This is a genomic window from Lentzea rhizosphaerae, assembly GCF_042649515.1.
GTDB lineage: Bacteria > Actinomycetota > Actinomycetes > Mycobacteriales > Pseudonocardiaceae > Lentzea > Lentzea aerocolonigenes.
The window spans coordinates 102,280-114,987 of the sequence record NZ_JBHRZI010000003.1 but is presented as its reverse complement, the minus strand read 5'-3'; the positions used below and the strand labels follow the sequence as shown (position 1 = coordinate 114,987).

14 protein-coding genes are annotated in these 12,708 nt (G+C 69.3%); 5 read left to right on the top strand and 9 right to left on the bottom strand.

Annotated elements, in window-relative coordinates; all coding sequences use genetic code 11:
- Positions 1-278: 278 nt before the first annotated feature.
- Positions 279-1,061 (bottom strand): alpha/beta fold hydrolase, encoded by a 783-nt coding sequence (locus tag ACFOWZ_RS01040; protein WP_382367230.1) that lies wholly within the window; start codon positions 1,059-1,061, stop codon positions 279-281.
- Positions 1,034-1,921, bottom strand: a complete 888-nt coding sequence (locus ACFOWZ_RS01035; RefSeq protein WP_382367228.1) for an AurF N-oxygenase family protein — start codon at positions 1,919-1,921, stop codon at positions 1,034-1,036. The genes ACFOWZ_RS01040 and ACFOWZ_RS01035 overlap by 28 nt, the downstream gene beginning before the upstream one ends.
- A 61-nt stretch (positions 1,922-1,982) precedes the next feature.
- Between ACFOWZ_RS01035 and ACFOWZ_RS01030 the strand changes: the two genes are divergently transcribed.
- Both ACFOWZ_RS01030 and ACFOWZ_RS01025 read left to right on the top strand, forming a co-directional pair.
- A complete protein-coding gene (locus tag ACFOWZ_RS01030; protein WP_382367226.1) occupies positions 1,983-2,666 on the top strand; it encodes a TetR/AcrR family transcriptional regulator in 684 nt (227 codons plus the stop codon).
- Positions 2,667-2,969 (top strand): DUF4873 domain-containing protein, encoded by a 303-nt coding sequence (locus tag ACFOWZ_RS01025; protein WP_382367224.1) that lies wholly within the window; start codon positions 2,667-2,669, stop codon positions 2,967-2,969. It begins immediately after the preceding gene.
- 69 nt (positions 2,970-3,038) lie between these two features.
- Here the strand turns inward: ACFOWZ_RS01025 and ACFOWZ_RS01020 are convergent, their stop codons facing one another.
- Positions 3,039-3,263, bottom strand: coding sequence for a DUF3107 domain-containing protein (locus ACFOWZ_RS01020; protein WP_030474076.1), 225 nt, complete (start codon positions 3,261-3,263; stop codon positions 3,039-3,041).
- 43 nt (positions 3,264-3,306) lie between these two features.
- Entirely contained in the window at positions 3,307-3,948 is a 642-nt protein-coding gene (locus ACFOWZ_RS01015) for a ferritin-like fold-containing protein (RefSeq protein ID WP_382367222.1), read from the bottom strand.
- Positions 3,949-4,249: 301 nt separating this feature from the next.
- Between ACFOWZ_RS01015 and ACFOWZ_RS01010 the strand changes: the two genes are divergently transcribed.
- Genes ACFOWZ_RS01010 through ACFOWZ_RS01000 form a run of 3 tightly spaced genes read left to right on the top strand, consistent with a single transcriptional unit; the run spans position 4,250 to position 8,110 of the window.
- On the top strand, positions 4,250-5,875 hold the full coding sequence (locus tag ACFOWZ_RS01010; RefSeq protein WP_382367220.1) for a DEAD/DEAH box helicase: 1,626 nt from the start codon (positions 4,250-4,252) through the stop codon (positions 5,873-5,875).
- 5 nt (positions 5,876-5,880) lie between these two features.
- Positions 5,881-7,224 carry an Rv3212 family protein gene (locus ACFOWZ_RS01005; RefSeq protein ID WP_382367218.1) on the top strand — a complete coding sequence of 448 codons (1,344 nt, stop codon included), beginning with the start codon at positions 5,881-5,883 and terminating at the stop codon, positions 7,222-7,224.
- A 7-nt stretch (positions 7,225-7,231) separates the two neighbouring features.
- A complete protein-coding gene (locus ACFOWZ_RS01000) occupies positions 7,232-8,110 on the top strand; it encodes an alpha/beta fold hydrolase (protein WP_382367216.1) in 879 nt (292 codons plus the stop codon).
- Between the two features lie 9 nt (positions 8,111-8,119).
- Here ACFOWZ_RS01000 and ACFOWZ_RS00995 read toward each other — a convergent pair whose 3' ends face one another.
- The 5 genes from ACFOWZ_RS00995 to ACFOWZ_RS00975 form a co-directional block, all read right to left on the bottom strand.
- Positions 8,120-8,551, bottom strand: a complete 432-nt coding sequence (locus ACFOWZ_RS00995) for a hypothetical protein (RefSeq protein WP_382367214.1) — start codon at positions 8,549-8,551, stop codon at positions 8,120-8,122.
- Positions 8,548-9,855 carry an O-antigen ligase family protein gene (locus ACFOWZ_RS00990; protein ID WP_382367212.1) on the bottom strand — a complete coding sequence of 436 codons (1,308 nt, stop codon included), beginning with the start codon at positions 9,853-9,855 and terminating at the stop codon, positions 8,548-8,550. The genes ACFOWZ_RS00995 and ACFOWZ_RS00990 overlap by 4 nt, the downstream gene beginning before the upstream one ends.
- A gap of 265 nt (positions 9,856-10,120) precedes the next feature.
- A complete protein-coding gene (locus ACFOWZ_RS00985) occupies positions 10,121-10,549 on the bottom strand; it encodes a hypothetical protein (protein ID WP_382367210.1) in 429 nt (142 codons plus the stop codon).
- On the bottom strand, positions 10,546-11,859 hold the full coding sequence (locus tag ACFOWZ_RS00980) for an O-antigen ligase family protein (protein WP_382367208.1): 1,314 nt from the start codon (positions 11,857-11,859) through the stop codon (positions 10,546-10,548). Before ACFOWZ_RS00980 ends, ACFOWZ_RS00985 begins: the two co-directional genes overlap by 4 nt.
- 90 nt (positions 11,860-11,949) lie before the next feature.
- Positions 11,950-12,558, bottom strand: a complete 609-nt coding sequence (locus tag ACFOWZ_RS00975; protein ID WP_382367206.1) for a prepilin peptidase — start codon at positions 12,556-12,558, stop codon at positions 11,950-11,952.
- Positions 12,559-12,708: the final 150 nt, after the last annotated feature.

The window sequence follows — 12,708 nt, the reverse complement described above, 5'->3', positions numbered from 1 at the left end:
CGCCCCGCCCCTCAAGGCGAGGCCGAAGGCGAGCCGACGCGAAGGCGAAGCAGGGCCGTCTTGGCTTGAAGCGAAGGTTCCGGCGGTGTGGTCCCGTCACACCGCCCGAACCGCACCACCCACGCAACCGCAAGCCGCCCAACGCAACAGGCGTGCCATCAACCCGCGCATGGCGCTGGCCGGTCTTTGATCAGATTGGCGGGGTAAGGGCAGAGCCCCCAATCCTTAAACCGGCACCAAACACGGCGACGCAACCACGCCCCGCCGACAGGCGGCCCTCACATCAACGAAGCCACCCGCCGAGCAACATCCTCAGCCCGCTCCAACGGCAACATGTGCCCAGCCTTCGGATAAATAACGAACTCCGCAGAAGGCAACGCCTCCGCCAACACCCGAGCATGCTTCATAGGCGTCAAAACGTCCCAAGACCCAGCCATCACAACGGTAGGAACGTCGGCCAAAACCGCCAACGCCTCCCGCCGCTGATGCAGCGTCAACTCCTCCCGAATCCCCACAAACGCCGAACCACACGTGTTCCCAGCCATCGCCGCAGCCGCTCGAACATCGCGCCACCGAGCCCGACGCCCGAACGTCACCCGCAACCCGGGCGCAATCACCCGCCCGAACCCGACCTTCGCCCGCCTCCCCAACCACCGCCCAGCAAGCCGCTCCACCCCACTCTGCCCAGGCAGGTCCCCACACGAAGTGGCAATCAACGCCACCCCAGAAACCCGCGAGAACAACTCAGGCCGCTGCTCGGCGAGCGCCATGATCGTCATGCCACCCAGGGAATGCCCGGCCAGCACGATCCGCCCGGTAGGGACGCGCTCCTCCAGCACCGCCGCCAAGTCGTCAGCCAGCTCGGAAATGGTCCCGGTACCCCCAGCAGACCTCCCGTGCCCACGCACGTCGTACCGAACCACCCGCCCGGGCAACGCCGAAGCCACCCGGTCCCAGGTCGTCAGATCCATCGTCCACCCGTGCAACAGAACCGCGGTCACACCAGACGACGAATCCCCCGACTCGACAACGTTCAGCCGATCAAGAACGAACGACGCCACGACCGCATCCCCGGCTTCCCGACAAGTCCAGCCTCCTCGAGGAACGACATGATCCGTTCCCCAGACCAGCGAATGGTCTCCTGAAACCGCGGATTGGCCAACGCCTGCCGCCGAGCCTCCCGAACATCAAGCCCCACAGCCGCGTACACCGCCGGATTGATGATCGTCCGAGTGATCATCATCGACACGTACCCGATCAGCCACTTCTGATACGGCAGCTCGAAACCACGAAGGTCTGCCATCCCCCGCACCAGCTCCTCACGCGCGAACCGCACGTGCCGAGCCTCCTCCAGCACGTGGATCCGGTTCACCATCCGCACGATCGGCTGGATCGTGTCGTCGTTCATCGCCTCGCGCTGCAACCGGTCGAGGATCTCCTCAGCGACCAGGATCGAGCCGTACATCGCGGGCCCGTACCCGATCGTCGGCAGCAGCTTCCCCAACCGGTGGGTCGACCGAACCGGCCCGTACGGCGGGCACCCGATCCGCTCCACGAGCCGCGCGAACATCGTCGAGTGCCGGCACTCGTCGGCGACCTCGGTCAGCGCGTACTGGGCGTGCCGCGAGGTCGGGTCCGTGTTGTAGACGACCTTGACCAGCATCTGCATGAGCAGCAGCTCGAACCACAGCCCGACCGACGCGATCGAGGCCAGCTCGTGCTTGGACAGCTCGATGCGCTGCTCGTGCGTCAACGAGTCGTAGAGAGGCGTGCCGTAGAGCGAAATGCGCTGTTCAGGGATGTAGAAGAGCCCGTCCACCAGAGGTGCGGACCAGTCGATGTCCACCTCGGGGTCGTAGAACTTCTCGGCGGACGACTTGAGCAGCCTCTCCGCTGTCTTCTCCCGATCGGCGACCCTCATCGGTTGCCCTCCCCGGTAAGTGTTACTTGAGGTAACGGTTACTTCTGGTAGCGTGCGTCACATGGCACGCACTGTCAAGGGGCCGGACGCGCGACGCGAACGCTGGAAGGGGCATCGCGAGCAGCGCAGGGCGGAGTTCGTGGAGGCCACGATCGCCGCCGTCGCCAAGAAGGGCCCCGACGTCGGCATGGAGGACGTGGCCGCGGAGGCCGGCGTCAGCAAACCCGTGCTGTACCGGCACTTCACCGACAAGTCGGACCTGTACCTGGCCGTGGGCCAGAGGGCCACCGAGCTGCTGATGGAACGGATGAGCCCGGCGCTCGCCGCCGACGGCCCGATCAAGGACCGCATCCGCAGGATCGTCGACGCCTACCTGTCCGTCGTCGAGGACAACCCGAACCTCTACCGGTTCGTGGTGAAGGGGTCCTTTGTGGACCGGCCGGTCGAGAAGGACGTGGTGCAGGAGGACAAGAACCTCATCGCGAACACCCTCGCCCGCATCCTCGGCGACTACCTGCGGGCGTTCGACATGGACTCGGGCGGCGCCGAGCCGTGGGCGCACGCGCTCGTCGGCATGGTGCAGAACGCGGGCGACTGGTGGCTCGACCGCCAGACCATGTCGCGCGAGAACCTCAGCGACTACCTCGCCACGATCATCTGGCACGCGATCGACGGACTGCTGCGCTCGGCAGGCGTCCAGGCGGACCCGGCGAAGCCACTCACCCCACTCCGATTGGTGGACTAGATGAGCGAGCACGACGAAGACGGCTACTCGGGTTCAGCCACCCTGGCCTTCGGCACCGACGAAGTGCCCGTCGAGGTCGAGCTGCGGGGCTACTTCCAGCCGATCGACGGCCGTTACCACTGGTACGGCCGCATCAAGGCCAACGACGAGGTCACCACCCGCGTGGAAGCCGGCGCCCGCACCGCCCTGCTGCGCACCCCCACCGGCCAGGCCGAGGGCACGCTCACCGACCCCGACCCGTGGGGCCGCTACCGCGTAGGCGGCATCTCAACCCCGCCCTACAAGATCCAGGAACCCGCCTAACAAACGATGAACGGCGCTTTTGTCCACCTGAGGTGGACAAAAGCGCCGTTCATCGTGCAAAAAACGACCTCAGGCGCCGAAACCGACCTTGCGCGAGTCCTGCGGGCCGATCTCCACGTACGCGACGCGGCCAGCGGGCACGACGAACCGAGCACCCTTGGCGTCCACCAGCGACAGCACGCTGGACTTGCCGGACACCGCGTCCGCCACCAGAGCCTCAACGTCCGACGGGTTGAGCTCACTGGTCACGACGAGTTCCCGCGGGCTGTCCGCGACGCCGATCCTGACCTCCACGCTGACCTCCGTGCTCAAAGAGAAAATCTAGAAGCGAGCCTACCTAGCCCAGACCCAGCTGCGTCATGCGCCGCGCGTGCGACTGCTGGAGCCGGCGGAACAGCTGACCGATCCCGGCGAGGTCTCCCGAGCCCCGCACGATGAGTTCCGAGAGCCCGTCCCGCTCCGCCACCACGTACTGGGCCTGCGTCAACGCCTCGCCGAGCAGCCGGCGGCCCCACAGCGCGAGCCGGTCGCGCACCCGCGGATCCGACTCGACGGCGGCCAGGACTTCGCGCTCAGCGAACGCCGAGTGGCCCGTGTCGGCGAGCACGGCGAGCACCAGCTCGCGCGTCGGCTCGTCCAGCCACTCCGCCACCTCGCGGTAGAAGTCGGCGGCCAGGCCGTCGCCCACGTACGCCTTCACGAGCGACTCGAGCCACGACTTGGGGCTCGTCGACTCGTGGAACGCGTCGAAACCCTTCACGAACGGCGCCATCGCGTCCTCGACCTTGAGGCCCTCGGCGGCGAGGTACTTCTGCAACAGCGTGAAGTGGCCGATCTCCGCGGCGGCCATCTGCGCCAGCGCGGCGCGCCCGGCCAGCGTCGGCGCCGTGCGCGAGTCCTCCGTCATCCTGTCGAAGGCCGAGAGCTCGCCATACGCGAGCGCTCCGAGAAGATCGACAACACCCTCCGCAACACCCATGAGACCGAACTCTAGTGCGGCGAGGCCGAGACTCACCGACCGATCGACGCGGCCAGCCGGATGAATCGCGGTGCCGCCGGCGGTGCCGCGAGGCGTCCTTCTGAGCGCCGCGAGCAGTCGACGGGGGCCGGAATCGCCGCACACGGGTGGTCAATTGGGTCTGTCCAGGTAGAATGGGTCCGGACGCCCGGCGTGACGAGTGTGACGAACCGCCGCGAGGCGCACGAAATGGTGCGCGTACACCTTTCCCGCAGCTGCTCATCGAGCGCGGTCGAGAGGCCCGGCCAGGGCTCGTACGCGCTTGGTACGAGAGAGGCTGATCACCCTGACCGCTGAAGTAGAAGCACATCTGGACCCGGTCCTCCTGGAGCACAGCGAGGCCGGAGTTCCCGAAGAGGACACGTCGCACCCGCTGCTGGCAGACGCCCCGGTGCAGTCCGAATCCCCCACGTTCGCCGAGCTGGGAGTGCGTGACGAAATCGTCAGGGCACTCGGCGAGGCCGGCATCGTCCGCACGTTCGCCATCCAGGAGCTGACGCTCCCCATCGCCCTCGCCGGCGACGACGTCATCGGCCAGGCGCGCACCGGCACCGGCAAGACCCTCGGGTTCGGCGTGCCGCTGCTGCACCGCATCGACACGCCCGGCGACGGCACCCCGCAGGCCCTTGTGGTCGTTCCCACCCGTGAGCTGTGTCTCCAGGTCGCGCACGACCTCACCGACGCGTCGAAGCACCTCGGGGTGAAGGTCGCCGCGATCTACGGCGGCATCCCCTACGAGCGGCAGATCGCGCAGCTCCGCAAGGGCGTCGACGTCGTCATCGGCACGCCCGGCCGCCTGCTCGACCTCGCCGAGCAGCGTCACCTGGTGCTCGGCAAGGTCCGGATGCTGGTGCTCGACGAGGCCGACGAGATGCTCGACCTGGGCTTCCTGCCGGACATCGAGCGCATCCTGACCATGGTTCCCGACGAGCGGCAGACGATGCTGTTCAGCGCGACCATGCCCGGCCCGATCATCACGCTCGCCCGCACGTTCCTCACGCAGCCGACGCACATCCGCGCCGAGGAGAACGACGCAGGTCAGACGCACGAGAACACCTCGCAGTTCGTCTACCGGGCGCACTCGATGGACAAGCCGGAGATGCTGGCCCGCGTGCTGCAGGCCCGCGACCGGGGTCTGACGATGGTCTTCGCCCGCACCAAGCGGACCGCGCAGAAGGTCGCCGACGACCTGACCGAACGCGGGTTCGCCGCGGCCGCCGTGCACGGTGACCTGGGCCAGGGCGCTCGTGAGAAGGCGCTGCGGGCGTTCCGCGCCGGCAAGGTCGACGTGCTGGTGGCCACCGACGTCGCCGCGCGCGGCATCGACATCGACGACGTCACGCACGTCATCAACTACCAGTGCCCCGAGGACGAGAAGACCTACGTCCACCGCATCGGCCGCACGGGCCGTGCCGGGCGCACGGGTGTCGCCGTCACGTTCGTCGACTGGGACGAGACGAACCGCTGGCAGACGGTCAACGACCTGCTCGGCCTCGGCCAGCCGCTGCCGGTGGAGACGTATTCCACCTCCGACCACCTGTTCGCGGACCTGGGCATCCCGTCCGGTTCCACGGGCCGGTTGCCGATGAGCCACCGCACCCGCGCCGGCCTGGACGCCGAGGAGGAGGAGAACCTCGACACCGGCAAGCGCAAGCGCCGTCGTCGCACGGGCTCCGCTCGCGGCGCCGAGGCGGCTCCGGAGGCGAACGAGGAGACCAGGCCGAAGCGCTCCCGCTCGCGCACGCGCAGCCGCGCCGGTGTGCCGGTCGAGGGTGAGCAGGCCGACTCGGGCGCTGCCGAGGCGTCGGACAAGACCCCGTCTGACAAGCCTCGCAGGCGTCGGCGTCGCCGAACCTCTGCCGAACAGGCCGCACCTTCGGCAGACTGATCGTCATGTCGTCCCCCGGTTCCGACGTCACCGAGATCGAGGACGTCCTCGACGAGCCAGCGCACGAGACTGCGTCCGAGGCCGCGCCCGTCGTCGAACGTCCGCCAGCCAGGTCGTGGCGCACCCGCGCCGACTTCATCGCGGTCGCGCTGATCGCCGTGGTGTCGATCGTCGCGTCCGTGCTGACCTGGGCGTTCAGCGATGCTCGTGCCACGACGTCGGTCACCGGGCCGTCGTCGTGGGACCCGCTGCCCGAGGTGACCGCGCTGCCTCCGTCGCTCGCCGAGGTGTGGCGCGCGAAGAGCGGCGCCACCCAGTCCCCCGTGGTCGTGCTGACCCCGTCGAAGGACACGGGCGAGGAGAAGCCGTCGACGGTGGTGACCGGCGACGGCGGCGAGGTCAACGGGCGAGACCCGCTGACGGGTGACGTCCGGTGGACGTACAAGCGCGATCTGCCGCTGTGCGTGGTGAGCACGGGCTGGGGCCGCGCCATGGCCCTGTACTCGAAGGGCACGAACTGCTCGGAGCTCACCTCGCTCGACGGCGTCACCGGCGAGCGGCGGGCGCAGCGCAACGGCGACGCGGAACCGGGCACGGCGCTGCTCAACGAGGGCTCGCACCTCATCGCGACCGGGTCGAAGTACCTCGAGGTCTACCGGCGCGACGACCTGGTGAAGTCGCTGGAGTACGGCAGCCTGCGCGCGATCGTGAACCCCGGCAAGCAGCCGCGGGCCGGGTGCACGTACGGCTCGGTCGCGGTGTCGTCCGGCAAGTTCGCGCTGATCGAGCGCTGCCCGGACGACAGCTCCGACCGGATCTCGGTGCTCAAGCCGAACCCGGACAAGTCCGACGAGCCGAAGGTGTTCACGAGCGTCGTCACCGGCGGCAAGGACGCGCAGGTCGTGGCCGTGACGGACAAGCTCGTCGCGGTCGCGCTGCCGAACCCGAGCCGGATCGCCGTGTACGACGCCGAGAGCGGCGCGCTGGTCACCGAGACGCCGGTCGACGTGCCCGCGGCGGACTTCGTCGAGCCGCCGAACCACGTGGCGCGCTCGTTCTCGACCAAGACGAACGTCTTCTGGTTCTCCGGTTCGAAGACGATCGCTCTGGCGCTCGACACGCTCACTCCACAGTGGACGGCCGAGGGCACGCTGGGTGCCGGCACGACCCTCGCGGGCCGTGCGCTCATCCCGGTGAAGGACGGCCTTCGGGTGTACGAGCAGACCACCGGTGAGCTCGTCGGCACGATCCGGCTGAACCGCGAGGGCTACACCGGCCCTGTGCAACTCGCCACAGCCGGTCGTGTGGTGCTGGAGCAGCGTGGCGAAACCCTGGTCGCGCTGGGATAGTTCCCTCGTGTACTCGCAGCTCAGCCCGCACCGGGCGCAACGTGTCGACCTGCCCGGCCGTTACGGCACCATCGCGGCGCTGCGTGCGCCCGCCGTGGGCGACGACGCGTTGCGCACGACAGCGCTGCTGGTGCCGGGCTACACGGGTTCCAAAGAGGACTTCGCGCCGATGATCGACTCGATCGCGGACGCGGGTTTCGAGGTGCTCGCGATCGACCTGCCGGGCCAGCAGGACTCGCAGGGCCCTGACGACGAGGCGCTCTACCGGCCGGGTCCGCTCGGGTCGGTGATCGCCGAGCTGATCGAGAAGATCGCGGCGGACGGCCGGAAGGTCCTGCTGCTCGGCCACTCCTACGGTGGCCTGGTGGCGCGGGCCGCGGTGTTCGCCGGTGCCCCGATCGCCGGTCTCACGCTGATGTCGTCGGGTCCGTCCGAACTGCCCGCGGGCGAGCGTCGCACGGTGCTGGAGGTCGGCGAGCACGTGCTGGCCGAGCAGGGCGTCGAGGGCACGCACAGGCTGAACGAGCTGCGGTCGTCGCAGAACCCGGCGTGGGTGGCGCTTCCGCAGGAGCTGAAGGACTTCTACCGCACCAGGTTCCTGAAGTCGCCGGCCTCGGCGCTGCTCGGCATGGGCAACGGCCTGCGCTACGAACCGGACCAGGTCGCGAAACTGGCCCGCACGCTGCGGTCGTCCGGCATCCCGTGCCTGGTGGTGTGCGGTGACGCCGACGACGCGTGGAGCCCAGCCGCTCAGCGCGACATGGCTGAGCGGCTGGACGCGGACTTCGCCGTGCTGCCCGGTGTGATGCACTCGCCGAACACCGAGGCACCTCACGAGCTCATGGCCACGCTGCTGCCGACGTGGCGAGCCTGGCTCAGCTCGTGATCACCCGCATCACGGCTGGAAGGTGATCTCGCGCTCGTCGTGGGCGGAGTACGGGTTCGTGTAGAGGCCGGTCCTCACGTACGCCTTGCCCCAGATGAACGCCTTGTCCTGTGCGGTGGCGGTGATCGTGGTGGTCTCGGTCTTGTTCGTGCACGGCACGGTCTTGTTGGCGAAGCCCTTGGCGAGACCGCCGAGCACCGCCTGGTTGATGTCCACGCTCAGGCTGGACGTCAGGCCGGAGTTCGTCGGGCAGTTGTAGGTCACCGTGATCTCGACCGCCGCACCCCACGCCTTGATCTTGGCGGGCGACTCGGTCTTGACCGTCCCCGCCGCGGGCGAGTCGGAGCTCACGTCCGCCATGACCGGCATGACGGACGCGAGGACCGCGCCACCCATTGCCGCGGCGACCGCGAGCGTCTTGCCCCCAGAAAACTTCTTCATCCTGCTGTCCCCTCAGACATTCCGTCCCGTGTGGACGGAAACCCCAGACCGGCGCAGAGGCCGACGACGACGAGCACGACGGGCAGGTGCCACAGGAAGTCGAAGCCGCTGTGCACCAGCACGACGACGACAGCCGCCATCGCCCCGCCCCACAACGGGGTTCCGCGCCCTCGCCACATGGCGACCAGCACGGCGGCAACGACCCCCAGCACCAGCAACAGCCCGACGGCCCCCAGCTCCACGAGCACCTGGAGGTACTCGTTGTGCACGTAACGCATGACGAGCACGCCCCGGTCGCCCGCGTCGAAGAAGAAGGACGCGTGTCCCGGTCCGGTGCCGAACAACGGCGCTCGCGCGACCATGTCCAGCGCGGCTCCGGTGGCCCCGCTGCGATCCGGTGAGCTGAACGAGACCCGCGTGGCCAGCCTGTCCGCGAACCCGAACGCCGCCATCGCGCCACCGGCGGCGAGCAGCACCGCGAGCGGCACCGCACACCGTCCCAGCCTGGGCAGACCGAGTGCCACCAGCGCACCCGCGACCAGTCCCGCGACCGCGAGCACCGGCTGCGGCTCATCGGCCACCCGGATCGACGGCAACAGCGCGCTCACCGCGACCACGGCCCCGAGCAACGGCGGCGTGGCGGTCTCGGCGGTCTTCCGGAAGCCCTGGCACACGCACAGCACCAGCAACCCCGCTGCCAGCGCGATCACCCCGGCGCGGCTCATCGTCGCGCCGATCCCGGTGCACAGCAGGAAAGTCACCACCGAGTTGACCAGCGAAGGCTTCAGGACCAGCGACAACACCGCCGCGGCCGCCATCACCGCAGCGGCGGCGTTCGGGTAGGTCAACGTCGACGCGGCCCGCGACAGCCCTTCGGCGACCGTCGTCCAGGACGGTATCCGGAACACCACGGCCGCCCACCCGGTGAGCCCGACCAGGGCCGCGGCTCCGGTGATGATCGTGGCGAACAGCTCGCGTTGTCCCTGATCAGCCTGTGCCGCGACGAGAACGGTGCCGATGAGGACGCCCGCCGCGGCCACGGCCGGCAGCGCCGCCGTCACGTCACCGTCGAACAGCCCACGCATCACGGCCCACAGCGCGAACGCTCCGCCGAGTACCGCGAGGAAGTTCATCCGGGGACGTGCGAGGACGACGGCGATGCCGACCAGCAGGCCGGACGTCACGCGGCCAGGCAGGTAGTACCCGCCCTGCGCCACGACGGCGACCGCGAATCCCGCGACCACCAGCAAACCCGGTAGCGGCAACGCGACCGAATTCCGGCGCGCGCCAACGACGTCCCCCACGACCACTGGAGCTCCCCCAAGCTCAGACGTCCGCCCCCCAGGCGGACTGAGAACACTGTAGGGGCAGGTGATGCCGTTGCGGAAGGACCAACTGAGCAGGACCGCGGTGAATGTCCCCCGGTCCGCGGCACTGCTCGGCACGGGTGGGGCCCCACGCTGCGGTCGTCGGTGGTGTGCGGCGACTCCGACGACGTGCGGAGCCCAGCCGCTCAGCGCGACATCGCTGAGCGGCTGGGCGCGGACTTCGCCGCGGCCGACGTCCTGATCAGTACGAGAGCCTGATCACGGCCTCGTGGGACGCGGTGTTCGGGTACGCGTTGAGGTTGGCCTGCGCGAACGCGTCCACGGGCCAGAACGCCAGGTTCTGCGCGGTGACGGTGACCTTGGTGGTCTCGAACCCGCCCGTGCACGTGACCTGCTTCGAACCGCTGCCGGAAGCGATGCGGCCCAGCACGTTCTGGCTGAGGTTCACGTACACGTAGGGCTGCGACGAGCCCGGCGGGCACGCGTAGGTGACCGGCACCTCGACCGCAGCGCCCCACGCCTTGAGCTTGCCCGGCGCGTCCACTCTGACCGCCGACAAGGAAGGCGACTGCGCGCTCACCTCGGCCATGACCGGCGCGACGGAGGCGAGAACGGCCCCGCCCACAACGGCGGCCACGGCCAGCGTCTTGCCCCCGGAGTACTTCTTCATGCTGTAGTCCCCTCAACTTCTCCGTCCCTCGTGGACGGAAATCCCAGGCCGGCGCAGAGACCGGCGACGATCAGCACGACGGGCAGGTGCCACAGGAAGTCGAAACCGCTGTGCACCAAGACGACGACGACCGCGGCCACCGCCCCTGCCCACAACGGTGTGCCGCGCCCGCGCCACAGTGCGATGAGCACCGCTGCGACGACCCCCAGCGCCAGCAGCAGGCCCACCGCCCCCAGTTCTACGAGCACCTGGAGGTACTCGTTGTGCACGTAACGCATGACGCGGGTGCCTTCGTTGCCCCGCTCGAAGAAAAAAGATCCATTTCCTGGCCCGACGCCCAGCACGGGTGACTTCACGACCAGCTCCAGCGCTGCCTGCGCGGCCTGGCTGCGGTCCGGTGAGCTGAACGAGACCCGTGTGGACAGCCGGTCCGCGAACCCGACGGCCGCGGCCGCACCACCGGCCGCCAGCAACACCGCGACCGGCACCACGAACCGTCCCAGCCTGCGCAGACCCAGTGCCACCAGTGCACCGGCGACCAGTCCGGCGACCGCGACCAACCGCTGCGGCTCGTCGGCCAGCCGCATCGTCGGCAGCAGCGCCGCGACCGCGACCGCGGCACCCAGCAACGGAGGTGCGGCGGCGGCAACGGTCGTCTTGAAGCCCCGGAACACGCACAGCACCACCAGCCCGGCGGCCAGCGCGATCCAGCCCGCGCGGCTCATCGTGGCGCCGATCCCGGTGCACAGCAGGAAGGTCATCGCCACGGTCAGCAACGTAGGCCGCACGACCAGTGACAGCACCGCGGCCGCCGCCATCACCGCGGCGGCGGCGTTCGGGTAGGTCAAAGTGGACGCGGCGCGCAACAGTCCTTCCGCGACCGTCGTCCAGGACGGCACGCGGAACACCACGGCGACCCATCCGGTGAACGCGACCAGCGCACCGACACCGACGACCACAGTGGCCAGCAGCTCGCGTTGTTCCTGACCAGCCTGTGCCGCAACGAGAACAGCACCCACGAACACACCCGCGGCGGCCACGGCCGGCAACGCGGACAGCACGTCACCCTCGAGCAGCCCGCGCACGGCAGCCCACAGCGCGAACGCTCCACCAAGTGCCCCAACGAGATTCGGCCGAGGGCGGGCGAGGACGACGGCCACACCGACCAGCAGACCGGACATCACCCTGCCGGGCAGGTAGTACCCGCCCTGCGCGACGACGGCGGCGGCGAACCCGGCGACCACCAGCAACACCGGCAGCGGCAACGCGACCGATTCCCGGCGCGCGCCAACGACGTCCCCTGCGACCACTGAATTTCCCCCAGCGCTTCGAATCCGCCTCCCCAAGCGGATTGGCACACTGTAGGTGCCGGGGGCTCCTGGCGGAAGTGCGGAGTCGTCTCAGCTCAGCAACACCGCGGCGAACGCTCCGAGCAACATGAACGGCCCGAACGGCAGGCTGCTCTTGAGCGTCACCTTCCGCAGGAGCAACAGGACGAGCGACACGACGGCCGACAGGACGAACGCCAGTGCGGCGCCGAGCAGCAGCACCGGCCAGCCCAGCCAGGCGAGCGCCATCCCGACGACACCGGACAGCTTCACGTCGCCGTAGCCCATCCCGGCCGGGTTGACGAACTCCAGCACCCGGTAGACGAACGCGAGGGTGAGCCCGCCGAGCACCGCGCGGCCGAGCGCGCCGATCGTGCCGCCCGTGAGCGCGGCCACCGTCAGCAGGATCAGCACCGCCGGGTACGCGGGCAGCGTCAGCACGTCCGGCAACCGGCGCACGGCCGTGTCGATGAACGCCAGCGCGACGCCCACCGCGCCCAGGCACGCGAACGCGAGGACCTCCACCGAGCCGGCGAACTTGGTCGCCAGCACCGCCAGCACCGCCGCCGACACCAGCGGCAACGCGATGCCGGTGCGCGTGAACCGGTTGACGAGCTCGCGCAGTGCGACACCGGAGGCGAGCCCGCCCACGGCGCCGCCAACGGCCCAGAGAACAGTCATGCGATCGAAGGTAGGGCGCGTCCGCTCTCAACGGAACGTGACAGCGTGAGGTGTGTCCGAGAGGTCGACAGCGTGTCCCCCGATCGACCGACATGTCCCCCGAACTGCAGGTTCGTTACACCTCTTCGCCCGATACCGAACCGGACCGGC